This is a genomic window from Variovorax cryoconiti (assembly GCF_051216395.1).
Taxonomy (GTDB): domain Bacteria; phylum Pseudomonadota; class Gammaproteobacteria; order Burkholderiales; family Burkholderiaceae_C; genus Variovorax.
Genome location: NZ_JBPJZI010000013.1, coordinates 19644 through 44536 on the forward strand (window position 1 = coordinate 19644; position 24893 = coordinate 44536).

The 24893-nt window shown below is 67.9% G+C and carries 23 protein-coding genes; 10 read left to right on the forward strand and 13 right to left on the reverse strand.

Features of this window, described 5'->3' with window-relative positions:
• Window positions 1–21 precede the first annotated feature (21 nt).
• The 3 genes from ACSFA2_RS23335 to ACSFA2_RS23345 are packed head-to-tail and all read right to left on the reverse strand — an operon-like array spanning window position 22 to window position 3564.
• Complete coding sequence (locus ACSFA2_RS23335) at window positions 22–936, reverse strand: glutaminase (protein WP_435457711.1); 915 nt, start codon at window positions 934–936, stop codon at window positions 22–24.
• Window positions 933–2279 carry an NAD(P)/FAD-dependent oxidoreductase gene (locus ACSFA2_RS23340; RefSeq protein ID WP_435457712.1) on the reverse strand — a complete coding sequence of 449 codons (1347 nt, stop codon included), beginning with the start codon at window positions 2277–2279 and terminating at the stop codon, window positions 933–935. Before ACSFA2_RS23340 ends, ACSFA2_RS23335 begins: the two co-directional genes overlap by 4 nt.
• Window positions 2280–2316: 37 nt before the next feature.
• Window positions 2317–3564, reverse strand: a complete 1248-nt coding sequence (locus ACSFA2_RS23345; RefSeq protein ID WP_435457713.1) for a cation:proton antiporter domain-containing protein — start codon at window positions 3562–3564, stop codon at window positions 2317–2319.
• Between the two features lie 158 nt (window positions 3565–3722).
• Here ACSFA2_RS23345 and ACSFA2_RS23350 point away from each other — a divergent pair, with 158 nt between their 5' ends.
• The 4 genes from ACSFA2_RS23350 to ACSFA2_RS23365 all read left to right on the forward strand — a co-directional run bounded on the left by ACSFA2_RS23350 (window position 3723) and on the right by ACSFA2_RS23365 (window position 9247).
• Window positions 3723–6059: a fatty acid cis/trans isomerase gene (locus ACSFA2_RS23350; RefSeq protein WP_435457714.1), complete on the forward strand. Its 2337-nt coding sequence runs from the start codon at window positions 3723–3725 to the stop codon at window positions 6057–6059.
• A 29-nt stretch (window positions 6060–6088) separates the two neighbouring features.
• Complete coding sequence (locus ACSFA2_RS23355; protein WP_435457715.1) at window positions 6089–7144, forward strand: LacI family DNA-binding transcriptional regulator; 1056 nt, start codon at window positions 6089–6091, stop codon at window positions 7142–7144.
• A gap of 104 nt (window positions 7145–7248) precedes the next feature.
• On the forward strand, window positions 7249–8232 hold the full coding sequence (locus ACSFA2_RS23360) for a Bug family tripartite tricarboxylate transporter substrate binding protein (RefSeq protein WP_435457716.1): 984 nt from the start codon (window positions 7249–7251) through the stop codon (window positions 8230–8232).
• Window positions 8225–9247, forward strand: coding sequence for an alpha/beta fold hydrolase (locus tag ACSFA2_RS23365; RefSeq protein WP_435457717.1), 1023 nt, complete (start codon window positions 8225–8227; stop codon window positions 9245–9247). Before ACSFA2_RS23360 ends, ACSFA2_RS23365 begins: the two co-directional genes overlap by 8 nt.
• A gap of 4 nt (window positions 9248–9251) precedes the next feature.
• Here ACSFA2_RS23365 and ACSFA2_RS23370 read toward each other — a convergent pair whose 3' ends face one another.
• The 3 genes from ACSFA2_RS23370 to ACSFA2_RS23380 all read right to left on the reverse strand — a co-directional run bounded on the left by ACSFA2_RS23370 (window position 9252) and on the right by ACSFA2_RS23380 (window position 12666).
• Complete coding sequence (locus ACSFA2_RS23370; RefSeq protein ID WP_435457718.1) at window positions 9252–10532, reverse strand: arsenic transporter; 1281 nt, start codon at window positions 10530–10532, stop codon at window positions 9252–9254.
• Window positions 10529–11689, reverse strand: a complete 1161-nt coding sequence (locus ACSFA2_RS23375) for an ATP-binding protein (protein ID WP_435457719.1) — start codon at window positions 11687–11689, stop codon at window positions 10529–10531. The genes ACSFA2_RS23370 and ACSFA2_RS23375 overlap by 4 nt, the downstream gene beginning before the upstream one ends.
• A gap of 74 nt (window positions 11690–11763) precedes the next feature.
• Window positions 11764–12666 (reverse strand): DMT family transporter, encoded by a 903-nt coding sequence (locus ACSFA2_RS23380; protein ID WP_435457720.1) that lies wholly within the window; start codon window positions 12664–12666, stop codon window positions 11764–11766.
• Window positions 12667–12883: 217 nt separating this feature from the next.
• On the opposite strand from ACSFA2_RS23380, the gene ACSFA2_RS23385 reads away from it, so the two are divergent.
• Window positions 12884–13540, forward strand: coding sequence for a hypothetical protein (locus ACSFA2_RS23385; RefSeq protein WP_435457721.1), 657 nt, complete (start codon window positions 12884–12886; stop codon window positions 13538–13540).
• A 79-nt stretch (window positions 13541–13619) separates the two neighbouring features.
• Here ACSFA2_RS23385 and ACSFA2_RS23390 read toward each other — a convergent pair whose 3' ends face one another.
• A complete protein-coding gene (locus ACSFA2_RS23390; RefSeq protein ID WP_435457722.1) occupies window positions 13620–14642 on the reverse strand; it encodes a LysR family transcriptional regulator in 1023 nt (340 codons plus the stop codon).
• A 128-nt stretch (window positions 14643–14770) separates the two neighbouring features.
• On the opposite strand from ACSFA2_RS23390, the gene ACSFA2_RS23395 reads away from it, so the two are divergent.
• Genes ACSFA2_RS23395 through ACSFA2_RS23405 form a run of 3 tightly spaced genes read left to right on the forward strand, consistent with a single transcriptional unit; the run spans window position 14771 to window position 17905 of the window.
• The gene (locus ACSFA2_RS23395; RefSeq protein ID WP_435457723.1) at window positions 14771–15886 is read left to right on the forward strand and encodes an aryl-sulfate sulfotransferase; all 1116 of its coding nucleotides are present in this window, start codon (window positions 14771–14773) and stop codon (window positions 15884–15886) included.
• Between the two features lie 46 nt (window positions 15887–15932).
• The gene (locus ACSFA2_RS23400; RefSeq protein WP_435457724.1) at window positions 15933–16937 is read left to right on the forward strand and encodes a Bug family tripartite tricarboxylate transporter substrate binding protein; all 1005 of its coding nucleotides are present in this window, start codon (window positions 15933–15935) and stop codon (window positions 16935–16937) included.
• A gap of 53 nt (window positions 16938–16990) precedes the next feature.
• Complete coding sequence (locus ACSFA2_RS23405) at window positions 16991–17905, forward strand: isopenicillin N synthase family dioxygenase (protein ID WP_435457725.1); 915 nt, start codon at window positions 16991–16993, stop codon at window positions 17903–17905.
• On the opposite strand, the gene ACSFA2_RS23410 is transcribed toward ACSFA2_RS23405, so the two are convergent.
• The 3 genes from ACSFA2_RS23410 to ACSFA2_RS23420 all read right to left on the reverse strand — a co-directional run bounded on the left by ACSFA2_RS23410 (window position 17902) and on the right by ACSFA2_RS23420 (window position 20515).
• On the reverse strand, window positions 17902–18345 hold the full coding sequence (locus tag ACSFA2_RS23410; protein ID WP_435457800.1) for a flavin reductase family protein: 444 nt from the start codon (window positions 18343–18345) through the stop codon (window positions 17902–17904). The genes ACSFA2_RS23405 and ACSFA2_RS23410 overlap by 4 nt on opposite strands.
• A gap of 134 nt (window positions 18346–18479) precedes the next feature.
• Complete coding sequence (locus ACSFA2_RS23415; protein WP_435457726.1) at window positions 18480–19709, reverse strand: nucleoside recognition domain-containing protein; 1230 nt, start codon at window positions 19707–19709, stop codon at window positions 18480–18482.
• A complete protein-coding gene (locus ACSFA2_RS23420) occupies window positions 19709–20515 on the reverse strand; it encodes a metallophosphoesterase (RefSeq protein ID WP_435457727.1) in 807 nt (268 codons plus the stop codon). Before ACSFA2_RS23420 ends, ACSFA2_RS23415 begins: the two co-directional genes overlap by 1 nt.
• 126 nt (window positions 20516–20641) lie before the next feature.
• Between ACSFA2_RS23420 and ACSFA2_RS23425 the strand changes: the two genes are divergently transcribed.
• Complete coding sequence (locus tag ACSFA2_RS23425) at window positions 20642–20815, forward strand: hypothetical protein (protein ID WP_435457728.1); 174 nt, start codon at window positions 20642–20644, stop codon at window positions 20813–20815.
• Window positions 20816–20834: 19 nt separating this feature from the next.
• On the opposite strand, the gene ACSFA2_RS23430 is transcribed toward ACSFA2_RS23425, so the two are convergent.
• Window positions 20835–21830 carry a LysR family transcriptional regulator gene (locus ACSFA2_RS23430; protein ID WP_435457729.1) on the reverse strand — a complete coding sequence of 332 codons (996 nt, stop codon included), beginning with the start codon at window positions 21828–21830 and terminating at the stop codon, window positions 20835–20837.
• A 108-nt stretch (window positions 21831–21938) separates the two neighbouring features.
• On the opposite strand from ACSFA2_RS23430, the gene ACSFA2_RS23435 reads away from it, so the two are divergent.
• Window positions 21939–22481: a hypothetical protein gene (locus ACSFA2_RS23435; protein WP_435457730.1), complete on the forward strand. Its 543-nt coding sequence runs from the start codon at window positions 21939–21941 to the stop codon at window positions 22479–22481.
• A 76-nt stretch (window positions 22482–22557) separates the two neighbouring features.
• On the opposite strand, the gene ACSFA2_RS23440 is transcribed toward ACSFA2_RS23435, so the two are convergent.
• Together ACSFA2_RS23440 and ACSFA2_RS23445 are read right to left on the reverse strand one after the other, a co-directional pair.
• On the reverse strand, window positions 22558–24444 hold the full coding sequence (locus tag ACSFA2_RS23440; protein ID WP_435457731.1) for a phosphoenolpyruvate carboxykinase (GTP): 1887 nt from the start codon (window positions 24442–24444) through the stop codon (window positions 22558–22560).
• Between the two features lie 263 nt (window positions 24445–24707).
• Window positions 24708–24860 carry a hypothetical protein gene (locus ACSFA2_RS23445; RefSeq protein WP_435457732.1) on the reverse strand — a complete coding sequence of 51 codons (153 nt, stop codon included), beginning with the start codon at window positions 24858–24860 and terminating at the stop codon, window positions 24708–24710.
• Window positions 24861–24893 lie beyond the last annotated feature (33 nt).

Here is a 24893-nt window from a genome sequence, read left to right on the forward strand (position 1 = left end):
CACGACGCGGCGCCGAGCGGCTCAGAACACCGACAACCCGGTCTTCGCGACGAACAGTTCCAGTGCCTTCAGGCCAAGCAGCGAATTGCCGGTGACATCAAGCGCCGGCGACCACACGGCCAGCGTGAGGTGGTCGGGCACCACCGCCACGATGCCGCCGCCCACGCCGCTCTTGCAGGGCAGGCCGATCGAGAAGGCCACGTCGCCGGCCGCGTCGTAGGTGCCGCAGGTGAGCATCAGCGCATTGAGCCGGCGCGTCTGGCGCTCGGTGCAGACAGCCGGCTGCCCGCCCAGCGGATGGGCACCGTCACGGCTCAGGAAGGCCGCGGCGCGTGCCAGCTGCAGGCAGGTCATGCGCAGCGCGCACTGGTGGAAGTACACGTCGAGCACCGGTGTCACGTCGTTGTCGATCTTGCCGAAGCTCTTCATGAAGTTGGCCAGCGCGTAGTTGCGGTAGCCGGTGGCGGCTTCCGACGCGGCCACCTCCTCGTCGAAGGCGATCGGCTCGCCCGCCAGGTTCGACAGCAGCGCGAGGATGTCGCGCCGGGCATCGCCCTGGCTCAGCAGCCGGTCGGCCACCGCGATGGCACCGGCATTGATGAAGGGGTTGCGCGGCTTGCCCTGCTCGTTCTCGAGCTGCACCAACGAGTTGAAGGGGTTGCCCGAGGGCTCGCGGCCGATGCGTTCCCACAGCGCGTCGCCCATGCGCCGCATGGCGAGCGTCAGGGTGAAGAGCTTCGAGATGCTCTGGATCGAGAAGGGCACGGCCGCGTCGCCCGCGCAGGCCTCCTCGCCGTGGCAGGTGCGCAGCGCGATGCCGAACTGCTGCGCCGGCACGCGCGCCAGCGCGGGGATGTAGCTGGCCACCGTGCCGGCCTGCCCGAGCAGCGGGCGCAGTTCAGCGTCAATCTCGTCGAGGACGGGCTGGAAGTTCATCGAGGCGCTTCGGCGCCGTCGGCCTTCATGATGGTTTCGCCGTGCAGCATCCCCATGTCGCGCACGTTGAAGCGATGGCGCTTCCATCCGGCGTAGGTACGGCGCCAGTTCAGGAGCGACACGAAGTAATAGACCGCCTTGAACATGCGCAACGAACGCCGGTAGCCGGGCCCCTGGTGATGGATGTCGGCGGCCAGCAGCGACATGAGTCCCTGCTTCACGTTGAACATGTTCTGCGGGTGCATGAACATGTCGCGAATGGTGGGGTTCGTCACGCGGTAGATGAACCACGAGTAGTCGCGCGGGCCGACCCGCATGCGTTCTTCCAGCGCCCTGCGTGCCACGGCCAGTTCGGCGGGCCGGTCGAGGGCCGTCTGCACCAGCTTCGCGCCGTCGAACGCGCTCTGCATCGCCAGGAACACGCCCGACGAGAACATCGGGTCGATGAAGGTGAAGGCGTCGCCGACCATCAGGTAGCGCTCGCCCGTGGCGTGTGTGCTCGAGTAAGCGAAGTTGCCGGTGGCGTGCACGGCGTCGTCCACCAGCGTCGCGTCCTTGAGCCGGTCTTGCAGCTCCGGGCACATCGCGATGGTGTCGAAGAAGTAGTCCTTCAACGGCTTGTCACGCGCCTTCAGGTAGTAGGCCCAGCACACGGCGCCGACGCTGGTGGTGCCGTCGGCCAGGGGGATGAACCAGAACCAGCCGTGCTCGAACCAGCAGATGCTGATGTTGCCTTCACGCTTGCCTTCCAGCCGACGCGCATGGCGGAAGTGCCCGAAGAGCGCCGTGCTGTTGTGGTCGGGGTTCTTCTTCTTGCTCTTGAACTTGGTGGCCAGCACCGTGTCGCGGCCGCTGGCGTCGACGACGAAGCGCGCACGCCAGGTGCGGCTCGCGCCATCGTCCAGCACCGCCTGCACCGTGGCGCCGGTGTCGTCGAAATCGACCGCGCGCACCTTCGCGCCTTCGAGGGTCAGCGCGCCCACCTTGGCCGCGTTGCGAAACAGCAGCTCGTCGAGTTCGGAGCGGCGCACCTGCCAGGCCGAGTCCTTGCTCGGATCCCAGCCTTCGGAGAAGTCGACGTAGCTGCAGTAGTCGAGGTCCGGCGGCACGAACTCGATGCCGTACTTCGGCATGCCGATCTTCTCGACCTGCTCGCGCACGCCGAGCTTTTCGAACAGCTCGACGTTGCCCGGCAGCAGCGATTCGCCGATGTGGAAGCGCGGGTGGTGCGCCTTCTCGAGCAGCACCACGTGGCGGCCCTCGCGCGCCAGAAGCGTGGCGATGGTTGACCCCGCGGGCCCGCCACCGACGACGAGCACGTCGCATTCCTGAACTGTTGGCATGGGTCGCGTTCTCCTTTTCTCTGGGTTTGTTGGGGGGTCAGGCCTGCCGTGCACCATCGGCGCTCGCGTGGCTGCGCCGGGTGATGAGGCTGAGCAGCGGGCCGGTCGAAGCCGTCGTCACGAGCGCCATCACGAGCAGCATCGTGAACAGCTCGGGGCCGATCAGGCCGGCGTCCAGGCCGACCTTGATGACGATGAGTTCCATGAGGCCGCGCGAGTTCATCAGCGCACCGGTGGCCAGGCTGTCGCGCCAGCCATAGCCGCAGACCCGCGCACCGGCGGCGCCACCGGCGATCTTGCCGACGCTGGCCACCAACAGAATCAGCGCCATGGCGCCGAGCCCCGCATCGGCGAAGGCCCCCGAGGTGGTGCCCAGCCCCGCCAGCGCGAAGAAGATCGGCATCAGCACGATGATCGACAGCGGCTCCAGCCGCTCGACCAGGTGCTGGAGCAGGCGGTCGTCGCGCGGCAGGCTCAGGCCGAACAGGAAGGCGCCGAAGACGGCATGCAGGTGCAGCCACTCGGTGACCATGGCGCAGGCGAACAGGCCGATCATGAGCGTCGCCAGCACCATCGGCGACGGCATGCCGCCCGGCGCATGCACGCGCAGCATGCGGGCAAGGAGCGGCTTGACGACGAGGAAAATGACAGCGATCAGCACCACCAGTCCCAGGCTGATGCGCACGAAGCCCCCCAGGCCCGCGCCCGAACTCGCGAAGGCGACCACCAGCGCGAGCAGCACCCAGGCCAGCGAGTCGACCACGCCGGCGGCACCGAGCGCCAGCTGGCCCACCGGCGTGCGCGTCATGTGGCGGTCCTTCAGGATGCGTGCGAGCACCGGGAAGGCCGTGATCGACAGCGCCACCCCGAGGAACAGCGCGAAGGGCCAGAAGGCCAGGCCCGCCGGGGCCAGCGTCGGGTGCAGCACCGGCGCGATCGCCAGGCCCAGCACCATCGGCAGCAGCATGCTGCACACGCCGACCCAGCCGGCCGACTTGACCTGTGCCGCCATGCCGCTCGGCGACCGAAGCTCGGCGCCCACGACGAACATGAAGAGCACGATGCCGAGCGAGGCCAGCGACGACAGGCCCTGCAGCGAGGCCGGCGGAAACAGCTGCGCGTGCCATGCCGGGAAGATCGCCCCGAAGACGATCGGCCCGAGCAGGATGCCGGCCGTCATCTCGCCGATGACCATCGGCTGACCGAACGCGCGCAAGAGCAGGCCGCAGCCGCGGGCGACCACCAGGATCACGGTGAGCTGCAGGAGCAAGAGGGCGAGGGTCATGCGGGCATCCAGAATGGCGGCTTGAAGTATGTCGCATCGCTGGAGCCCGATGCGCGGCTCGGCCGCAGGGCCGGCACTGGCCGAAAGGGTGGTGCGGTGGCGGGCAGGGCACCGCACAATCGCTGGCGCAGGACGTCTGCAGTTCGAGGGATTTCGTTATGCGCCGTATCGCGGCACTCATCGGGCTGATGCTCGTGGCGGCCTGCGCTGCCGTCGTCACCGGGTCGGGCTTCGAGTCGCGCTTCGGCGCGGCCGACCCGGAACGCTTCGACGTGCGGGTCACGCAGCTCGATGCACCGTCCTACGAGGGCGTGATCCAGCCGATCCTCGACCGGCGCTGTGTCGTCTGCCATGCCTGCAACGACGCGCCCTGCCAGCTCAAGGCGACCAGCTGGGAAGGTCTGGCGCGCGGCGCCAGCAAGACGCCCGTGTACGACGCCACCCGCCTGCTGGCGGCCACGCCGAGCCGGCTCGGCGTCGACGCCGACAAGGCCTCCGAATGGCGCGAGCGCGACTTCTTCGCGGTGCTCAACGAGCACGCGCCCACCGTCGAGGCCAACCGGACGGCCGGCCTGATGCACCGCCTGCTGGCGCTCAAGCAGCAGCACCCCTTGCCTTCCGGCGTGGCGGCCGACGCCAGCCTGGACTTCTCGGGCGACCGTGAAGCCAGCTGCCCTGTCGGTACGCAGATCGATGCCTACGAACGCACCACGCCGCTCGGCGGCATGCCCTTCGGCTTGCCGGGCCTGGCCGCCGACGAGTACCGATCGCTCACACACTGGCTCGAACTCGGCGCGCCCGCCAGCGCCGCGCGGGCGCCGACACCGCTCGCGCTGCAGCGCGTGGCGCAGTGGGAGCTGTTCTTCAACGGCGAGGCGTTGAAGCAGCAGCTGTTCAGCCGCTACGCCTACGAGCATCTCTTCCTCGCGCATCTGTACTTCGACGACGACGCCGATCGCCAGTACTTCAAGCTGGTGCGCTCGGCCACGCCGCCGGGGCAGCCCGTGCAGCTGGTGCGCAGTCGCCGGCCGGTCGACGACCCCGGCGTGGCGCGCGTGTACTACCGGCTGGTGCCCGAGCGCGAAACCATCGTCGCGAAGACGCACCTTCCCTACGCGCTCGGCGCCGACCGCATGGCGCGCTGGCGTTCGCTGTTTCTCGATGCGCCCTACCGCGTCGACCAGTTGCCGGGCTACAGCGCAGCCACCGCGGCCAACCCCTTCGCGACCTTCGCGGCGCTGCCGGTCGGCGCGCGCTATCGCTTCATGCTCGACGAGGCGGAGTTCACCATCATGGGCTTCGTCAAGGGCCCGGTCTGCCGCGGTCAGATGGCGGTCGACGTGATCCGCGACCGCTTCTGGGTCAGCTTCCTGGCGCCGACCGAGCGCTACGACGCGGCGATGGCCGATCTGCTGTCGCGCGACGCCAACCTGCTGCGCCTGCCCACCGGCAGCAGCAACACCGACGTGCTGATCCCGTGGCTGCACTACGCGCGCCTGGAGAACGCCTACCTGAAGGCCCGCACCGACTTCTATGCCGGCGAGCTGCGCGGCCCGGAGAATCTCGACCTGCGCCTGCTGTGGGATGGCGAGGGCCGCAACGCCAACGCCGCGCTCACCGTGTTCCGCCACTACGACAGCGCGAGCGTGGTGAAGGGCTTCGTCGGCGACACGCCCGAGACGGCCTGGGTCATCGGCTACCCGCTGCTCGAACGCATCCACTACCTGCTGGTCGCGAACTTCGACGTGTACGGCAACCTGGGGCACCAGCTCAACTCGCGGCTCTACATGGACTTCCTCCGCATGGAAGGCGAGTTCAATTTCATCGCGCTGCTGCCGCAGGCGCAGCGCACGGCAGTGCGCGACCGCTGGTACCGCGGCGACAGCCTCGGCACGCGCGAGCAGGTCTACGGCGGCGCGGCCACCACGCTCGATGTCGAGAGCGGCATCCGCTTCCGGACGGCGGACGTCAAGCAGGAGCTGCTCGACCAGATGAAGGCGCGGCTCGCACCGGTGCTCGGCGGCGGGCTTGCGCTGAACCGGGACGCGCCGCCGGCCTTGCGCGAACTCGCCGCGCTGCGCGGTGCGGCGTTGCAGTGGCTGCCGGAGTCGTCGGTGCTCGTCGTGGACACGCCGGGTGCGGCGCCGGCCACCTTCAACCTGCTGCGCAACACGGCGCACGGCAGCGTGTCGCACCTGCTCGGCGAACGCCGGGAACTGCGGCCCGACGAAGACACGGTGACCGTGACGCCCGGCCTGGTGGGCAGCTACCCGAACGCCTTCTTCCGTGCGACGACCGCGCAGCTGCCGGCAATGACCGAGGCCATCCGCGGGCTGCGTTCAGATGCGGACTACACCGCCTTCGTCGAGCGCTGGGGCGTGCGACGCACCAGCCCGAGCTTCTGGGCCGTGAGCGACGCGGTGCACGAGCGCTACGCGCGCGATCAGCCCTTGAGCGCCGGGGTGCTGGACTTCAATCGGCTGGAGAACCGCTGAACGCCGAGATGGGTTCCTAGAATCTTTGCATGTCGAACCCCGAGCCGCTTGCCCCACCCTCGTCGCCACTGCCGGCGCCACCGCGCCGCCGCGGCACGGGCCAGGTGACGATCCGCGATGTGGCCCGGATGGCCGGCGTTGCGCCCATGACCGTTTCGCGTGCGCTGAACAAGCCCGACCAGGTCTCCGCGCAGGTGCGGCTTCGCATCCGGGACGCCATCAAAGCGAGCGGCTACGTGCCCAACCTGACCGCGGGCGCGCTGTCGTCCGGCCAGAGCCGTCTCATTGCCGCCGTGGTGCCGACGATCTCCACGCTGACCCTGCATCCGATGTTGCAGGCCCTCGGCGATGCCCTGGAGGCCAACGGCTACCAGCTGTTGCTCGGACAGACCGGCTACGACAACGCACGGCGCGATGCGCTGTTGGAGACCATCCTGGGTCGACGGCCAGGCGGCATCGTGCTGACCGGTGTGCTCGAGGATGCGGCGTGGTCCGAGCGGTTGCGCGCCAGCGGTGTCCCCATCGTGGAAACCTGGGACCTGACGCCCACACCGCTCGACATGCTCGTCGGCTTTTCGCATGCGGCCATGGCCCGGGAAGTCGTGCGTTACTTCCACGGACGGGGCTATCGGCGCCTGGCGCTGTTCGGCGGCGACGACACGCGCTCGCGGTTGCGCAGCGAGGCCTTCTGCGACGAAGCGGCCCGCCTGGGGCTGCATCCGCCGGTCACCCATGCGGTGAAGGCGCCGGCGACCTTGATGGATGGGCGTACCGGATTGGCCTCCGTGCTCGCGGGCACGCCCGAGGTTGATGCGGTCTTCTGCAGCTCCGACCTCGTCGCCTTGGGCGTTCTGGCGGAGGCGAGGGTGCGAGGGCTCGCGGTGCCGGCACGCATGGCCGTGATGGGGTGCGGCGATCTTCCGTTCGGGAGCGACCTCGAGCCGTCGCTGAGCACCGTGCATGTCGACGGCGAAGCGATCGGCCGAACGGCGGCCGGCATGTTGATGGCGCTGATCGAAGGGCGCGCGGAGGCTGTGAAATCAGTCGACGTCGGCTTTTCGATCGCGCAGCGCGGCACCAGCTGATCGGGGGCCCTCCCCAGGGATAACCATGAGGATTCGCGGATTGACGCCCCAAATGGTACCGATACCATTCTTGGCTCGTATCCAACAAGAACTCGGAGACAGCCATGCACCTCTCTCTCAACCGGCGTGCTTTTGCGGCAATGCTGGGCACCGCCATGCTTCCGGCCGCCGTCTGGGCACAGGGAGAGCCGTGGCCTTCCAAACCGGTGCGGTTGATCGTTCCGACCCCGCCCGGCGGCGCCACGGACCGGCTGGCGCGCCTGTTGGCCGTCGAGCTTGGAAAGGCTTTCGGCCAGCCCTTCGTGGTCGACAACCGCGGTGGGGCCGGGGGCTCGCTCGGCACCGCGGTGGTCGCCAAGGCACCGGCCGACGGCTACACGCTGCTGTTCACCGGCGTGTTCAACACGATCAACCCCGGCCTGTACCCGAAGCTGCCCTACGACTATGTGAGCGATTTCGTTCACATCGCGCCCATGACCCAGGGGCCGAACATCCTGGTCGCCAAACCCGACTTCGAGGCCAGCACCGTGGCGCAGCTGGTGGCGCTGGCCAAAAAGAAACCATCGGGCATCGACTTCGGCAGCGGCGGCAACGGCACCTCGGGGCACCTCACGATGGAGATCTTCCAGCGCCTGGCCGGCATCCGGATGAATCACGTCGCCTACAAGGGCACCGCACCCGCCTTGCAGGATGTGCTCGCGGGTGTCGTGCCGCTGATGGCGATCAACCAGGACACGGCCATCCCGCACATCCAGGGTGGCAAGCTCAAGGCCATGGCCGTGACGAGTCGCCAGCGCAATCCGGTGTTTCCGGCCGTGCCGACCTTCGTCGAGGCCGGCTTCGCCGAGCTCGTGGTGACGTCGTGGGCCGGCCTGGATGCGCCGAAAGGCACGCCGTCGGCCATCGTCGAACGGCTGCACGACGCCACCCTCAAGGCCGTTCAGTCCAAGGATGTGCAGGACCGGCTGAGTGCCGAGGGATGGATCCCCTTTGCCACCACCTCCCAGGCCGACTTCGACAAGTTCGTGCGGGCGGAAACCACCCGGTGGCTTCGCACGATCAAGGATGCAGGAATCCAGATTGAGTGACACCCAGACCCTTTCGATCGGTGAATTCGGGCTGGCCTCCGGCGTCTGCCTGCCGGCGGTATCCGTGGCTTACGCCAGCTATGGCCAGCTGGCTGCCGACGGCCGCAATGCGATCCTCGTCACCCATGGCTACACCGCGAGCCATCAGATGCTCGCGCACGGCGACGGCGTGGCGGAAGGCTCGTGGGCACCGTTGATCGGCCCTGGCAAGCCGCTGGACACGGACCGCTACTTCATCGTGTGCTCGAACGTGCTCGGTTCGTGCTACGGCACGACCGGCCCGGCCAGCATCGATCCGTGCACCGGCGCGCCCTACGGGCCGGACTTTCCCGATGTGTGCTTTGCAGACATCGTCAACGTCCAGCGCGAACTGCTCGAGCGACTCGGCGTGCGCCACCTGCGCGCGGTCGTCGGTCCGTCCCTCGGTGGCTTCCAGGCCTTGCAGTGGGCACTGGACCATCCCGGATGGGTCGATGCGATCGGTGTCGTCGTGTCGGCGCCCTACCTGCCCCCGAACCCGCTCATGAATCTGCCGTCGCTGCAAGCCGAGATGCAGGCCGACCCCATGTGGAACGCCGGGCGATTCCATGCGGGCGGCGGTATGCCGCAGACGATGAAGCGTCTGCGGCGGGCCACGCTGCAGGCATATGGGATGGATGCGGTCCTGGCGGCGCAAGGGATGACTCCGCGCGAACGCGATCAGCGCATGGACCGGATGGCGGCTGCGTGGGCGGCCGAGTTCGATCCGCACTCGCTGATCGTGCTGCTCAAGGCCGCGCTGGGGTTCGATGTCAGGCCGCGGCTCGAAGGCCTGCGTGCCGACGTGCTGTACGTGGTCGCCAACAGCGATCAGCTCTTCCCACCCGATCCGGCGGTGCGTGCGGCCCTGGCTGCAGCAAGCCGACCGCAGGCCTTGCGCTACGTGGAAATGGACACGGCCTTCGGGCACCAGGCGTCCGGGCCGGCGCATGCGCTGTGGGGCCATGCGCTGCGCGATCTGTTGGGTGATCGCTAGCGGATCAGCCCCAGAGCCGATGCTGCAGGACCAGCGCGCCGAGCGCGCCGGCCAGTGCGAGCGGCATCGCCACCGCGCCGACGCGCAGGAACTGCCAGGCCGTCACGTTCTCGCCTTCGCGCCGGATCGCGACCAGCCACAGCAGCGTGGCGAGCGAGCCGGTGAGCGACAGGTTCGGCCCCAGGTCGATGCCGATCGCCACCGCGCTGCGGATCAGCGGCGAGGCATCGGCACTCGCCAGCACCGAACCGGCGATCAGACCGGCTGGCAGGTTGTTCATCAGGTTGCACAGCAGGGCGACGAGCGCGCCGCTGCCGAGGGCGGTGCCAGCCGGCGCGGCGCTGGCAGCATCGCGCAGCGCGTGGCTCAGCAAGGGGATCAGGCCCGAATGCACCAGCCCTTCGACCAGCACGAAGAGGCCGGCGACCAGCGCCAGCACGCTCCACGACACGCCGCGCAGGAGCGGCCACGGCGCGCTGCGTTCGCGCAGCAGCACGCCGATGCAGGCCAGCGCACTGGCGCCGAGCGTCATCGCGCCGAGCGGGCCGTCGAGCGCCGACGTGACGACCAGCACCACCGCGACGATCGCGATGCCCCCGCCCGCCCAACGGCCGCCGGTGGACAGCACGGGCTGTTCGATGTCGCGTGCGATCGGCGCGGCCAGCGCGTCGCGCTGCAGCCAGCGCAGCACCGCGTAGGTGACGACGATCGACGCCACCGAAGCCAGCGCGAACTGTGCGATCCACGTGCCCAGCGGCGGCAGGTGCGCGCCGAAGATCACGAGGTTGGCCGGGTTCGAGATCGGCAGCACGAAGCTCGCGGCGTTGGCGATGAAGGCGCAGGCCAGCAGGTAGGGCAGGGGCCTGGCGCCGGCCTTCTTCGCCGCCGCGTAGACGGCCGGCGTGAGCACCACGGCGGTGGCGTCGTTCGACATGAAGACCGTCACCACCACGCCGATGGCGTACACGCCGAAGAAGAGCCGTGGCGCCGAGCCGCGCGCGTGCTGCACCGCGCGTGCCGCGAGAAAGTCGAACAGCCCCTCGCGCCGCGCGAGCTCCGAGATCAGCATCATCCCGGCGAGGAAGAGGTACACGTCGAGGCCCTTGCCGACCGCGTGCAGCGCCTCGCGCCACGGCAGCAGCTGCGCCGCGACCAGCAGCAGTGCGCCGGCCACCGCCCACACCGCCTCCGGCCAGCGGCCGGGCCGAAGGATGACGGCGGCGGTAGCGAGTGCGGCGATGGCCCAGGTCGCGAGGTGGGCCGGGGGGATGGCGGTGAAGGTCATGCGGGGGGATGCTGAAGGCGTTGCCAGCCGATCACCGGCCAGTCGCTGCGGGCCTGGTCGGTGTCGCCACCGTAGACCACGCTGCCGCCTTCCAGCGCATCGGGGAAGGCCGCCGCGAAGCCGCGGAGGCCACGAAAGTAATCGGCATTGACCGTTGCGCCGGCCTTGATCTCCACGGCACGGAACTTCCGGCCAGAGGGAATCAGCAGGTCGATCTCGTTGCCGGTCGCATCGCGAAAGAAATACATCTCGGCCGATTCGCCCTGGTTGAAGCGGGTCTTCAGGGCTTCCATGATCACCAGGTTCTCGAACAGGCTGCCGAGCAGCGGGTCGCGCGCCACCTGGTCGGCGCTGCGCAAGCCGAGCAGCCAGCAGGCCAGCCCGACGTCGTGGAAGTACAGCTTGGGGCTCTTCACGAGTCGCTTCGAGGTGTTGGTGAACCAGGGCGGCAGCACGTGCACGATGTAGCTGGTCTGGAGCAGGTCGAGCCAGGCGCGCGCGGTGGCGTGCGAGACGCCGGCGTCGTTGCCCAGGCTCGTGAGGTTCACGAGCTGGCCCACGCGCCCGGCGCACAGGCGCACGAAGCGTTCGAAGCGCTGCAGGTCGTGCACCGCGGCGAGCTGGCGCAGGTCGCGCTCCACATAGGTCGTGAAGTAGTCGCCGAGCGCCTGCGACGGGTCGAGGCCGCGGTCATGGATGCGCGGGTAGAAGCCCGTGAGCAGCGTTTGCGCCAACGGCGGCACCGGATGCAGCCGCGCCACCTCGGCCAGGGAGAACGGCAGCAGGCGCAGCACCGCGGTGCGGCCGGCCAGCGACTGGCTCACCTGGGACATGAGTTCGAACTGCTGGCTGCCCGTCAGGATGAAGCGGCCTGGTGTCGGGTCGGCGTCGACCATCGCCTGAAGGTAGGAGGGCAGCTGCGGCGCGCGCTGGATCTCGTCGACGATGGCGCCGCCTTCGATGCCCTTGAGGAAGCCGCGCGGATCTTCTTCGGCGAAGCGCCGCGTGTCGGGGTCTTCCAGCGTGACGTAAGGCTTGTCGGGGAAGAGGCTGCGGCACAGCGTGGTCTTGCCGCTCTGGCGCGGCCCGGTGAGTGTCAGGACCGGGTATCGGCGTGCCAGTTCGGCGGCAAGGGGTGCGATGTCACGAGGGACCATGGCGCCATTTTAGGGAAGCCGTGCAAATTGAAGAAATTTTCTTGCATTTGCAGACATCGGCACTGCGCTGGATGTCAGGTCTTCGACGCCTTCCGGTTCACCAGCAGGATACCCACGCCCACTCCGAGCAGCGCGAGCACGAGCTGCAGCGTGAGCGGCTCCTTGAGCAACACCACGCCGAAGACCAGCGCGAACAGCGGTGTGAGGAAGGTGAACGACGAGATGCGCGTGGCCGGGTAGTGCCGCACCAGCCACATCCACGCCAGGTAGGTGGCGAAGGCGCCGATGACGGTCTGCAGCGCGATGGAGAACCAGGCGTAGCCCGAGTACGACCAGCCGCGCTGCTCGCCGAGCAGCAGCGACATCAGGGGCGAGGCCGCGGCGGTGACGGCGATTTGATAGAAGAGCGCCTTCTCGGCGGTGGCCGTCGCCATTTTCGTGGTGCGCAGCGCCAACGTGGTCAGGCCCCACAGCAGGCCGGCCAGCAGCGCGAGGGCATCACCGCGCAGCTGCGTCGAGCCGGCCGGGTGCGTGAAGCTTTCGCTGAAGGCGAAGACCACGCCCGCGAAGGCCAGCGCGAGGCCGAGCCACTGCACGCCGCGCAGCTTTTCGGAGGGCACGAAGCGCGGCAGCAGCAGTGCCACGGTGAAGGGTGCGCAATAGAGAAAAACGGTGAGCCGCGACGCGCTTGTGTACTGCAGCCCGGTGTAGATGCAGAGGAACTCCGCCGCGAAAAGCACGCCGACCAGCAGCCCGCTCGCGAGCGTGCCGTCGCGCTCGAACAGCTTCACGCCGCGCGCCAGGCACCACAGCATCAGCAGCACCACCGCGCCGGTCATGCGGATGGTGGCCTGCCACATCGGCGGCACCTCGACGACCGTCGTCTTGATCAGGATCTGCTGCAGGCCCCAGAAGGCGCAGCACGTGACGAGGATGGCGGTGGCGCGGGGGTCGAGGTGGGTCTTGCGGTCGGTCATCGGCTCTGGTGGGTTCTCTCGGTCTGTGGATCTATTGGTGATGAAGGAAATGACCGGTTGAATAGCATTGGGCTTGGGCCGTACATGTGCAATCGTCATTTGAACTGGTAGGTCCTGAGCTATTTTGGTAACCAGATTTGATGATGCTAACCGCCTCTTGTTGGACCATTGTGGCGCAGCTGGCTGCTAATGTGGCGGCGGGCAACGAAGGATGAGTATGTCAAATCTTACGATTGCATTTGCAGCGGGCACAGGCGGAGTTGCGCCAAGCTTGATTCATCTTGCGCAGGGATTTATTGCTTTAAATCCGGATGTGCCTGGAGTGTTTTATTTTTTTGGTGTATTGATATTCTTTTTTCTCGGGGCATTGGTGGCTTTTTTCTTTGCGGAAACTAGTGCAAAAAAGGCATTCTTTTTAGGTATAGGATTGCCGGCCTTGGTTGCTACTGCCCAAACAAAAGGGCTTCCTAAAGTTGTTGCAGAGCTTGTGCCCTCGGCTCATGCGCAAGCCGTAACGCAGGTTATTAAGGCTCCCCCACAAAAAAAGGGGCAGACGATTAATTTTAAAGCGTCTTCGGATTGCAAAGGGTGTGAATTGTGGTTTGCGAACTCAAGTGGGGAAATAATTGCAAAGGAAATCTCCACTTCTTCATCCGGAAGTTGGCAGCCTGTGGCGGTGCCCGCCGGCGCAGCTGCTATCGGCGTTGCGGATCCGAAGTCTAATTTCAAGCTTGTTCCGGTTCCCCTGTCGGCTGATAATTCATCGGTGACATTGGAGTTTGATCGGAAATACAGTCCGCTAAAGGATCTTCGTCGCGGCTTGGGTGATTACGATATAAAATCATACGATCCATCGATTAATTTCGCTCAGTAGCAATCGCCTCCGTACGTAATTCGATGCATATCTGGCCGCTTCTATTTTTGGCGGCCGCGCAACCTAGAATTAGAGGCGGCTACTGATCCTTTTGTTTTGAGGTCAACATGTGGCCTCTTGCCCTAGGCCGGGGAGCCTCACCCGGTTCCGTAGTTAGATTGTCATTGGCGACACTATTAGATGATTGGTTATTAAAGCGCTTGGCGATGGCCGTGAGCTGTGCCTCCAGGAATTCCAGGAACATGCCCATCGCGACTGTCGTGGTCTGGCCGCTGCGCTGGTACAGGCAGTCGTGCGACCAGGCGCCGATGTCGGCCAGGCCTTGCCATGTCAGCGTGCCCGCGGCCACGTCCTCGACGACGTTCTCGGGGATCAGGAAGCCGATGCCCACGCCGCTGCGCACCAGGCGCCGCACCATCGCCACCGAGCTGGTCTCGACCAGCGGCCGCGCCTTGCGGTGTTCGCGGTGGTCGATCTGGTCGACCATGGCGCGCAACTCGGTGTCGGGCGTCATGAGGATCAGCGGGTGGTCCAGGCAGTCGCGCAGCCTTGGCGCGCGACCCAGCTGCGTGAGCGCGTGGCCGGGCGGCGTGATGAGGCCGAGCTGCTGCGCAAAACCACGCACTTCTTCCACGCCCGGCGGGGGCTTGCGGCGCAGGCAGAAGCCGATGTCGGCCTCGCCGGCAGCCACCCACTTGAGGATGTTCTCGCCGCTGCCCGAGCGCACGCTGTAGGTCACGCCAGGGTAGCGTTGCATCGCGATCTCGATGACGTCGGGCACCAGCTGCTCGGCCGACGAGTGCGACACCGCCAGGCTGATGTGGCCGCGCCGCAGCGCGCGCAGGTCTTCGACGTGCGACAGGGCGCTGTCGAAGTCGCGCTGGCTGCGGCGCACCGCCGCCACCATGATCTCCCCCGCGCTGGTCAGCTGCATGCCGCGCGGCAGCCGGTCGAACAGCGGGGTGCCGACCTGCTCTTCGAGGTTGAGGATCTGCTGGTGCACGGCGGCGGCGGTGAGGTGCAGCGACTCGGCCGCCTTGCGGATGGAACCGCGCCGCGCGACCTCGTCGAAACAGCGAAAGGATTGGGAAATGGCGGCCATCCGCGGACTGTACGGAATTTGCGAACGCGTCGTTCAAAACAATCAGGTTTTCCAGACGCGAACAAGCGCCTAGATTCCGCTCCAGCGACAGGCCGCAATCATGCGGCCCGACCCACCAGGAGCTCGAATTGACCACCACCGTCGACCAAATCACCCAGCGCCGCCGCGGCGTCGGACTCATCGCGCACGACCCGGCGGCTTCGGCCGGGGGCTACACGCTGATCGCGCCGCAGACGGCCGACGGCCACGTCTACCTCGTCGGCATGGACGGCGAGGTGGTGCACCACTGGAAGATGCCGCTGCGCGCCGGCCGCCACGCGGTGATCCTGCCGAACGGCAACCTGGGCTACAACGGCAACCACGCGAATTCGCCCGACCTTTACCCGGCCTGGTCGATGTGGCACGGCGGCGATTTCTCCGAGGTCACGCCCGAGGGCGAGGTCGTCTGGCACCACGAAGACCCGACCCACCACCACGACGCGAAGTGGCTGGCCAACGGCCACCTGCTCTACGCCGCCTGCGCGCCGGTGCCGGCCGGCTTCGCCGACCGCGTGCCGGGCGGCACGGCGCACGGCCCCGATGAACAGATGGTTGGCGACGTGATCCGCGAAGTGAACCGTGCGGGCGAGCTGGTCTGGGAATGGACGTCGTGGGAGCACCTGAAGCCGGAGGACTTTCCGATCCATCCCGGCTTCGGCCGCTACCACTGGCCGCTGGTCAACGGCCTCGACGTCGACGCCGAAGGCCGCGTGCTGATGAGCCTGCGCACGACAGCCGGCATCATCGGCGTCGACAAGGCGACCGGCGACGTGAAACTGCACATCCCGCCGAGCGTGGTGTCGCACCAGCATGCGCCGATGGCGCTGGCCAATGGCCACATCCTGGCCTTCGACAACGGCAACTTCCGCACCGGCGCGCACGTCGCGTTCTCGCGCGTCGTCGAGATCGACCCGAAGACCCAGGCGGTCGTCTGGTCGTACGCCGACGAGATGGTCAACGCCTTCTACACGGCCTTCATGGGCAATGCACAGCGCCTGTGGAACGGCAACACGCACATCACCGAGTCGGCCACCGGCCGTCTGTTCGAAGTGAACCCCGAAGGCGAGGTGGTGTGGGAATACATCCTGCCGTGGTTCGCCGAATACCCCGATGCGGCGGCCCGCAAGACCGGCCCCGGCCGGCTGAACAGCGTGTTCCAGACCTGGCGCTACCAGGCGGCGCAGCTGCCGTGGTTGCGTGCCTGAAGCGCGGCCCTTCGATCCGATTCACGAACAGTCACCGAGCACCCCCATGTCCACACCCGCGCTTTCCATGACCTCCACGCGCCGTCACTTCGCCGCGCTCGCGTTCCTGCTGGCCACGCCCCTCGCCGCCTTCGCGCAGCCGGCCGCCTGGCCCGCCGAGCCCATCACGGCCGTCGTGCCGTTCTCCGCGGGCGGCAGCGTCGACGTGGCTGCGCGCCTCCTCATGCCCAAGCTGGCCGAGCGGCTCAAGCAGACCATCGTGATCGAGAACACCGTCGGCGCGTCCGGCACCATCGCGACGCAGCGGGTGATTCGCGCGAAGGCCGACGGCACCACGATGCTCTTCGGCGTCGCCAGCCCGGTCAGCGTGGCGCCGCTGGTGTCGCCGAACGTCTACAAGTACGACGCGCTGAAGGAGCTCACGCCGGTCGTCCCGGTGGCGGCGTCGCCCTTCGTGCTGGTGGGCCGGCCCGACCTGCCGGCGCGCACCGCGGCCGACCTGGTCAAGCTCATCCGCAGCCAGCCGGGCAAGCTCAACTTCGGCACCGACGGCGTCGGCACCGGCCTGCACGTGACGGCCGAGATGATCAAGCAGCAGGCCGGGCTGGACATGGTGCACGTGCCCTACAAGTCGGGGCCGCAGGTGCTGACCGAACTGGCCGGCGGGCAGATCGACCTGGCAGTGCTCCCGGTCGCGCTGGTGCAGGCCTTCATCCGCGACGGCAAGGTCCGCGGCTACGGCGTGACCTCGCGCCAGCGCTGGGCCACGCTGCCCGACGTGCCGAGCCTGTCGGAGACGGCCGAGTTCAAGACGCTCGACGTCGAATCGTGGCAAGGCCTGCTGGTGCCGGCCAAGACCGACCCGGCGATCGTCGAGCGCATCGCCCGCGAGATGACGGCGGTGCTGGCCGATCCCGACACCGTGCGGCGCCTTGCCGACGCTGGCTTCAAGCCGATGAACATGACGCCCGCGCAGTTCGCGACCTACCTGGCCGACGAGCGGCGCGACCTGGCGCGCATCGTCGCGGCGGCGGGGATCAAGGTCGAGTAAGCCGCTGCCCGGCGTGCAGCACGAACGGTGTCACGCGCCGGAGAATGCAGCCCATGAACGACATTCCGCGCATCGACATCGCCGCCCTTTCGTCCGACGACCCGGCCGCGCGCCGTGCGATCGCCGCGCAGATCGGCCAGGCCTGCCGCGAGGTCGGCTTCTTCGTGATCACCGGCCACGGCGTGCCGGTGTCGCTGATCGACGCCACCTTTGCCGAGAGCGCACGGCTTTTCGCGCAGCCGGCCGAGGTCAAGCGCGCCATGTCGATCGACCGACTCGGCAGCAACCGCGGCTACGTCGGCCTCGGCGTCGAGGCGCTCGACGAGACCACGGCGGCGGACCACAAGGAAGCCTTCAACCTGATCTGGACCGACGGCGCGACCCGGCCCGACAACGTGTGGCCCGACCTGCCCGGCTTTCGCGACACGGTGCAGCGCTACTTCGATGGCGTGCTCGCGGTCGGCGCGCGGCTGCACCAGGCTTTCGCGCTGGACCTCGACCTGCCCGAGGACTTCTTCGCCGACAAGATCGATCGCCCGCTCGCCACGCTGCGCCTGCTGCACTACCCCGTGCCCGCGCAGGCGGTGCCCGAAGGCCAGATCGGCGCCGGCACGCACACCGACTACGGCAACGTCACCCTGCTCGCGACCGACGGCGTGGCCGGCCTGCAGGTGCAACGGCGCGACGGCGTGTGGCTCGATGCGCCGGCGCTGCACGGCGCCTTCATCTGCAACATCGGCGACTGCCTGATGCGCTGGACCAACGACCTCTACGTGTCGACGCCGCACCGCGTGCTCGAGCCCGCGGCGGAGCGCTATTCGATCGCGCTGTTCGTCGACCCGAACCCCGATGCGCTGGTCAGCGCGATTCCGTCGTGCGTGCCCGCCGGCGAATCGCCGCGCTACGCGCCGATCACGACGCACGACTACCTGCAGCAGCGCTTCGCGGCGACCTACGGCAAAAGCTAGAGCGGGTGCTCCGTGTAGAAGCGCCCGCCGTGGAACAGCAACGGCGAGGCGCCCGGCGTGTGCGAGCAGCGCTCCACCTCGCCCACGAAGATCACATGGTCGCCTTCGTCGTAGCGGCTGCGGTTGAAGCACTCGAAGCTGGCCGCGGCGCCGGCGAGCACCGGGGCGCCGCCGATGCCTTCGGTGAAGGCGACGTCCTGCCAGCGGTCGTCGCGCTTCTTCGCGAAGCGCTCGGCCAGCGCCTTCTGGTTGGCCGCGAGGATGTTGATGGCGTAGTGCGAGCCCGCGCTCAACGTCGGCATCGAACCCGCGCTCAGCGCCAGGCTCCACAGCACCAGTGGCGGGCTCAGCGACACCGAGTTGAACGAGTTGGCCGTGAGTCCGACCAGCGAGCCGTCGGCCGCGCGCGCGGTGACGATGGTCACGCCGGTGGCGAACATGCCGAGCGCCTGGCGGAACTCGTCGGCCGAGAAAGAGGGCGGCTGCGCCTGGACGGGAACGGTCACGGGGGAAGGGCGGAAGGAGAGGGAAGACCTATTCTGGCCGATGCGCCGCGCCCGCTCTGTCGCGCGGGCTATCCGAAGAACCAGTAGCAGACCGCGATGGCCGCGACCACGCCCGCGAACTCGGCCGCCAACGCGCAGGCCACCGCATGCCGCGCGCGCTGAATGCCGACCGTGCCGAAGTACACGGCCAGCACATAGAAGGTGGTCTCGGTGCTGCCCTGGATGGTGGCCGCGGCCAGCGCCGGAAAGCTGTCGACGCCCTGGCTCTTCATGGTCTCGATCAGCATCGCGCGCGCGGCGCTGCCGGAGAAGGGCTTGACCAGCGCCGTCGGCAGGGCGTCGACGAAGCGGGTGTCCCAGCCGGTCTGCACCACGGCCCAGCGAATGCCGTCGAGCGCGATGTCCAGCGCGCCCGATGCACGCAGCACGCCGATGGCACAGAGCATCGCGACCAGGTAGGGCAGCAGGTTCTTCGCGACATCGAAACCTTCCTTGGCGCCCTCGATGAAGCGCTCGTACACCGGCACGCGGCGCAGCGCGCCGATCACCAGGAAGGCGATCACCAGCCCGAAGAGCACGAGGTTGCCCAGCAGCGACGACAGGGCGGCCAGCGCCGCGGAAGAGAGCGTCGCCAGCAGCGCCATGAAGCCGCCCAGCAGCAGCGCGCCGGGCAACAGGTAGGCGAGCACGACCGGGTCCCACAGCTTCAGACGCTGCACCAGCGCCACCGACAGCAGGCCGACCAGCGTCGACGCGCTGGTCGCCAGCAGGATCGGCAGGAAGACGAGCGTCGGGTCGGCCGCGCCCTGCTGCGCGCGGTACATGAAGATGGTCACCGGCAGCAGCGTGAGCGACGACGCATTGAGCACCAGGAACAGGATCTGCGCGTTGCTCGCGGCGCTCGGGTGCGGATTGAGCGTCTGCAGCTCGCGCATCGCCTTCAGGCCGATGGGGGTGGCGGCGTTGTCCAGCCCCAGCGCGTTGGCGGCGAAGTTCATGGTGATGAGGCCGAGCGCCGGGTGGCCCGCCGGCACCTCGGGCATCAGCCGGCGGAACAGCGGGCCGAGCAACCGCGCCAGCCACGCGACCAGACCGGCCGCTTCGGCGATGCGCAGAAGGCCGAGCCACAGGGTCAGCGTGCCAAAGAGCAGCACCATCACCTCGACCGCCAGCCTGGCCATGGCGAACAGGCTTTCGACCATGGCCGCGAAGACCGTGGGGTCGCCGCCGATCAGCCAGCGGGCCAGCCCCGCGACCGCTGCGACGAGGAAGAAGCCGAGCCACAGGCCGTTGAGCATCAGGCGACCTCGATCAGCAGGTCGGGGCGGAAGCCGTCCTGCTCGCCCTTGGCCGCGTAGCCCAGCGGATTGGCGATCACGCGGCAGCCGTCCTTCACGTAGTCGAAGGCGCAGTGCAGGTGGCCGTGCAGCCACAGGTCGGCCTGCGGCAGCAGGTGGTCGAGGCTGTTGCAGAACCCGGCGGTGCCGGGTCGCAGGCCGTAGCGCGGGTCGGCACTGGCCAGCGTCGGCGCGAAGTGGGTGACGACGACGGTCGTGCCGTCGAAGGGCTGGGCCAGCGCTTCGGTCAGCCAGGCCTCACAAGTGAGTGCATGCTCTCGCATCTGCGCTGCCATGAAAGGGTGTCCACCGCGCGTGGTGGCTGCTTTCTGCAGGTAGAAGTCGGCGGCGCGCATGGCCTTGCCGCGCTTCTTGAGCCGCTCGCCCAGGTCGTCGGTCGGCGCGACCAGCGCGTCGAAATCGGCCCACAGCGTGGTGCCGATGAAGCGCACGCCGCCGTGCACCACGGTTTCGCGCTCCAGCCAGACGATGCCGAGTTCGTCGCAGAGCGTGCGCAACCGCGCGTGGGTGACGTCGAAATCGGTCGCGTCGTACTCGTGGTTGCCGGGCACGTAGAACACCGGCGCCGGCCAGCCGTGGCGCGGGGAGAAGCGGCCGAGGCCGAAATCCGTGTCTTCCAGTCGGGAGCCGGTCTGGTAGGAGCCGAGGTCGCCGGCCAGCACCAGCAGATCGGCGCCCGGCGCGGGCGCGATGCGCAGGCGGGGGTGCGACTCCAGGTGCAGGTCGGAGAGCAGCTGAAGCTTCATTGGGGCTCAGTCTAGGCGAATGCGGTTATGTGCAAGGCGCATGAAGTCGGGCTGGAAAGACTAGGGATAACCCTTAATCTACGGTCTAGTCCAAACACCAGCGCGGGATCAGGCCGCGCAAACATCATGTTCAGTCTGTTCGCCAACATCGCCCGATTCTTCCGCACCACCGCCGACGAAACCCCCGCCAGCCCCGCATCGCTCCTGATGGAGAGCGCCGACCTCCGCGCCGGCCACGACGCCCATGACGCGCAAGACCTGCGCGTGGCAGCGAGCGCCTGGCTGCGCGTGGTGCGCTGAAGCCCGCCGACCCGATCGATCACGGCGGCATCGCCGTCCCCGGGGCGGGTTGCCCCAGCAGCGAGCGCGCGAAAGCGGCCGCTGCCGAACGAACCAGCGCCGCGCGCAGCCATTCGTGCGCATGTCCGTGCTGCGCCCGCCGATGCCAGACCGCGTCCACGTGGACCAGCGGCTGGTCGAACGGCAGATCGCGCAGCACCAGTTGCTCGTCGATGCCGGTCACCCGCACGAAGTGCCGCGGCAGGACCGTGAGCAGGTCCGAGTTCGCCACCACGCGGCCGGCCGTGAAGAACTGATTCACCGTGACCGCGATGCGGCGCTCCCGCCCGAGGGCGGCCAGCGTCTGGTCGATGAAGCCGTAGGGCCGCCCCGAGAAGCTCACCAGCAGGTGGCGTGCCGCGCAGTAGTCGTCGAGCGTCAGCGGCCGGTCCGCCAGCGGATGGCCGCGCCGCATCACGCACACGTACTGCCCCACATAGAGCCGCTGCGCCTCGAAGGGCACCGCCACGCCCGACTGGCCACGCGCGGTCAGGCCGGCGATCACGGCGGGGAAGTAGCCGATGGCCATGTCCGCTTCCTCGTTCTCGAGCAGCTGGCGCGGGTCGCGCGTGGTCAGCGGCACGACCCGCACCGAGATCGCCGGCGCTTCGGCCTGCATGATCTGGACGAGCCCGGGGATCAGCTCGGCCGCGGTGGCGTCGGCCATCGCCAGCACGAAGGTGGTGTCGGCCACGGCGGCGTCGAATTCGCTGGGCGCCAGGGTGTGCTGGAGCTGCTGAAGGGCGTCGCGCACGGTCGGCCACAGGGCCAGCGCACGGGGCGTCGGCTCCACGCCGGCGCCGGAACGGCGCACCAGCTCGTCGCCCAGCACCTCGCGCAGCCGCCGCAGCGCATTGCTCACGGCAGGCTGGGTCAACGACAGGTTGCGGGCGGCGCGGGTCAGGTTGCGCTCGGCCATGACCTCGTCGAAAACGCGCAGCAGGTTGAGGTCCAGCGTGCGAAAGTTGACGTTCATCATCCTGGTGAATGATAAACATCAGAAAGATAAAGTGGCGCAACACTAGGGTAACCCCTAATATTCGTTCCATCGGCTTCGGCCATTCACCCCTTGGAGGGAATTCTCATGACCAGCTTTGTCCACGTCGAACAACCCGCGGCTCATCCGGGCGTCGCCCGCGCCGAAGCCGTTTTTGACCATCTCCGCACCTCGGGCAACTTTAACGGTTCGCGCGGCCTCGCGGCCCTGCTCCTCGCCGCCGTCGTCTCGGCCATGCTCGTCGTTGCCGACAAGCTGGTGTCGAACCTGAACGAAGGCGGCCTGCTCGCCGCCTGGCTGGTGATGTGGGGCGTGGCGTTCGTCGCCCTGGCCTTCTTCGCCGACACGGCCCGCACCCTGGCCGTCCGCGCCACCGCCGGCTGGACCGCCTACGCCGCCCGCCGCCACGCTGCGCAAGCCGATGCACGCTTCCTGGCCTACGCCAAGTACGACCAGCGCATCATGAACGACATCCAGGCTGCCGTGACCCGTCACGAAGCCGCAGCCGGCGCCCCGGCCGCCGTGCCGGCCCAGCTGGCCCGCGCCATGATGGCCCAGCGTTCGGCCGACGTGAAGGTGCCGACGCTGTACGAAGCCATGCGTCGCGTGAACCTCGGCAAGTACTACTGAGCCCTGCGCCGAGCGCAAAGAAAAAGCCGCCCTCGGGCGGCTTTTTTCATGGGCGCGCGAAGCGCCCTTTGCGTGTTCAGGCAGCGAGCCGTTGCTCGATCGCGGCCTTGGTTTCCGGCAGCTCCTTGGGCAGGTGGTGCGCCAGCTGCTCGAACAGCTCGGTGTGCAGTTTCAGTTCGGCCTGCCAGGCCGCCTTGTCGATGCTGGTCACCGTGTCGAACTGGGCGGCGCTGAAGTCCAGCCCGGTCCAGTTGAGGTCCTCGTAGCGCGGGCTCACGCCGGTGACGTGCGCGACGCCGTCGCCGCCCTGGCCCTCGATGCGGTCGATCATCCACTTGAGCACGCGCATGTTCTCGCCGTAGCCCGGCCAGACGAACTTGCCGTCCGCGCCCTTGCGGAACCAGTTGGTCGTGTAGATCTTCGGCAACGCGGCGCCCGAGGCCTCCAGCTTCTTGCCCAGGTCGAGCCAGTGCTGGAAGTAGTCGCTCATGTTGTAGCCCATGAAGGGCAGCATGGCGAAGGGGTCGCGGCGCACCACGCCGGCTTGGCCGGTGGCGGCGGCGGTGGTTTCCGAACCCATCGTGGCCGCCATGTAGACGCCTTCGGTCCAGTTGCGCGCTTCGGTCACCAGCGGCACGGTGGTCGAGCGGCGGCCGCCGAAGATGAAGGCATCGATCTTCACGCCCTTCGGGTCGTCCCAGGCGTCGTCGAGCGCCGGGTTGTTGGTCGCGGCCACGGTGAAGCGGGCGTTGGGGTGCGCGGCGGGCTTGAGCTTGCCGCCCACGCCGTCAGCCTTGGCGCTGTCCGGCGTCCAGTCCTTGCCCTGCCAGTCGATGAGGTGCGCGGGCAGTGCCTTGCCTTCTGCGTCCTGCTCCATGCCTTCCCACCACACGTCGCCGTCATCGGTCAGCGCGACGTTGGTGAAAATCACGTCCTTGTCCAGGCTGCGCATGCAGTTCGGGTTGGTCGTGTAGTTGGTGCCGGGCGCGACGCCGAAGTAGCCCGCTTCCGGGTTGATGGCGCGCAGCGAGCCGTCGGCCTGCGGCTTGATCCAGGCGATGTCGTCGCCGATGGTCGTGACCTTCCAGCCCTCGAAGCCGGCCGGCGGGACCAGCATCGAGAAATTGGTCTTGCCGCAGGCGCTCGGGAAGGCGGCCGCCACGTGATACTTCTTGCCTTCGGGGTTGGTCACGCCCAGGATCAGCATGTGCTCGGCCAGCCAGCCTTCGTCGCGGCCCATGGTCGAGGCGATGCGCAGCGCGAAGCACTTCTTGCCCAAGAGCGCGTTGCCGCCGTAGCCCGAACCGTAGCTCCAGATTTCGCGGGTTTCCGGGTAGTGGACGATGTACTTGGTGGTGTTGCAGGGCCAGGACACATCCTTCTGGCCGGCTTCCAGCGGCGCGCCCACGGTGTGCACGCAGGGCACGAACTCGCCGTCGGTGCCCAGCACGTCGTACACGGCTTGGCCCATGCGCGTCATGATCTTCATGTTCACCGCGACGTACGCGCTGTCGGACAGTTCGATGCCGATGTGCGCGATCGGCGAGCCCAGCGGACCCATCGAGAAGGGCACGACGTACATCGTGCGGCCCTTCATGCAACCGTCGAAAAGAGGCTGCAAGGTCGCACGCATCTCGGCCGGTGCCATCCAGTTGTTGGTCGGGCCGGCGTCTTCCTTTCGGGCCGAGCAGATGTAGGTGCGGTCTTCGACCCGCGCCACGTCGACCGGGTCGGAATTGGCGAGGAAGGAGTCGGGCCGCTTGGCCGGATTCAGCTTCTTGAAGGTGCCGGCGTCGACCAGTTGCTGGCAGAGGCGGTCGTACTCTTCGGTGCTGCCGTCGCACCAGTAGACGCTGTCGGGCTTGCACAGGGCGGCCATCTCGGCCACCCAGGCGATCAGCTTGGCGTTCTTGACGTAGCTCGGTGCCTGAATCGGCAGGCCCTTCATCACGGGTGCGTTCATCGAAAGTCTCCAGGAGTTGAAAAATCGTCTTTTCGAGCGGGGCTCGGTGCCGGCGTGAGGGCCGCTTGAAAAAACGTTTTCGCTCTGTGCGGCTCGTGGGCCGCGTCGATGGAAGCGAGGCGCGACCGGGCTTCGGGCGCAGGTGAGGGCGTGAAATGACCGTCGCGAGCGGCCCGAGCTTGCGTCGATGACCGCAGCCGTACTCAGGTACGGCGAGGACCGCAGATGCGAGATCGGGCTGCGCAGCAGGTCAGTTCATGCCCTCAAGCCATGTAGATGGCGATGGAGGCTAGGAGCAGCATCAGCACAGCACCCACCAGCGGCAGCACGATCGGCATCAGGTGAACGACCGACTCGACGGCGTCTTTCTCGATCAGGGCGTCGTGGCCGGGCTCAACAGGCGTGGGGGTGGACATGAGTAGTTCCTTTGTATTCAAACCGGGGATTGC

Bases quoted from the DNA above. Each gene is read 5' to 3' on its own strand.
- ACSFA2_RS23335 (WP_435457711.1), bottom strand. From the start codon at position 936: ATGAACTTCCAGCCCGTCCTCGACGAGATTGACGCTGAACTGCGCCCG.
- ACSFA2_RS23340 (WP_435457712.1), bottom strand. From the start codon at position 2,279: ATGCCAACAGTTCAGGAATGCGACGTGCTCGTCGTCGGTGGCGGGCCC.
- ACSFA2_RS23345 (WP_435457713.1), bottom strand. From the start codon at position 3,564: ATGACCCTCGCCCTCTTGCTCCTGCAGCTCACCGTGATCCTGGTGGTC.
- ACSFA2_RS23350 (WP_435457714.1), top strand. From the start codon at position 3,723: ATGCGCCGTATCGCGGCACTCATCGGGCTGATGCTCGTGGCGGCCTGC.
- ACSFA2_RS23355 (WP_435457715.1), top strand. From the start codon at position 6,089: ATGTCGAACCCCGAGCCGCTTGCCCCACCCTCGTCGCCACTGCCGGCG.
- ACSFA2_RS23360 (WP_435457716.1), top strand. From the start codon at position 7,249: ATGCACCTCTCTCTCAACCGGCGTGCTTTTGCGGCAATGCTGGGCACC.
- ACSFA2_RS23370 (WP_435457718.1), bottom strand. From the start codon at position 10,532: ATGACCTTCACCGCCATCCCCCCGGCCCACCTCGCGACCTGGGCCATC.
- ACSFA2_RS23375 (WP_435457719.1), bottom strand. From the start codon at position 11,689: ATGGTCCCTCGTGACATCGCACCCCTTGCCGCCGAACTGGCACGCCGA.
- ACSFA2_RS23380 (WP_435457720.1), bottom strand. From the start codon at position 12,666: ATGACCGACCGCAAGACCCACCTCGACCCCCGCGCCACCGCCATCCTC.
- ACSFA2_RS23385 (WP_435457721.1), top strand. From the start codon at position 12,884: ATGTCAAATCTTACGATTGCATTTGCAGCGGGCACAGGCGGAGTTGCG.
- ACSFA2_RS23390 (WP_435457722.1), bottom strand. From the start codon at position 14,642: ATGGCCGCCATTTCCCAATCCTTTCGCTGTTTCGACGAGGTCGCGCGG.
- ACSFA2_RS23400 (WP_435457724.1), top strand. From the start codon at position 15,933: ATGTCCACACCCGCGCTTTCCATGACCTCCACGCGCCGTCACTTCGCC.
- ACSFA2_RS23405 (WP_435457725.1), top strand. From the start codon at position 16,991: ATGAACGACATTCCGCGCATCGACATCGCCGCCCTTTCGTCCGACGAC.
- ACSFA2_RS23410 (WP_435457800.1), bottom strand. From the start codon at position 18,345: ATGTTCGCCACCGGCGTGACCATCGTCACCGCGCGCGCGGCCGACGGC.
- ACSFA2_RS23415 (WP_435457726.1), bottom strand. From the start codon at position 19,709: ATGCTCAACGGCCTGTGGCTCGGCTTCTTCCTCGTCGCAGCGGTCGCG.
- ACSFA2_RS23420 (WP_435457727.1), bottom strand. From the start codon at position 20,515: ATGAAGCTTCAGCTGCTCTCCGACCTGCACCTGGAGTCGCACCCCCGC.
- ACSFA2_RS23425 (WP_435457728.1), top strand. From the start codon at position 20,642: ATGTTCAGTCTGTTCGCCAACATCGCCCGATTCTTCCGCACCACCGCC.
- ACSFA2_RS23430 (WP_435457729.1), bottom strand. From the start codon at position 21,830: ATGAACGTCAACTTTCGCACGCTGGACCTCAACCTGCTGCGCGTTTTC.
- ACSFA2_RS23435 (WP_435457730.1), top strand. From the start codon at position 21,939: ATGACCAGCTTTGTCCACGTCGAACAACCCGCGGCTCATCCGGGCGTC.
- ACSFA2_RS23440 (WP_435457731.1), bottom strand. From the start codon at position 24,444: ATGAACGCACCCGTGATGAAGGGCCTGCCGATTCAGGCACCGAGCTAC.
- ACSFA2_RS23445 (WP_435457732.1), bottom strand. From the start codon at position 24,860: ATGTCCACCCCCACGCCTGTTGAGCCCGGCCACGACGCCCTGATCGAG.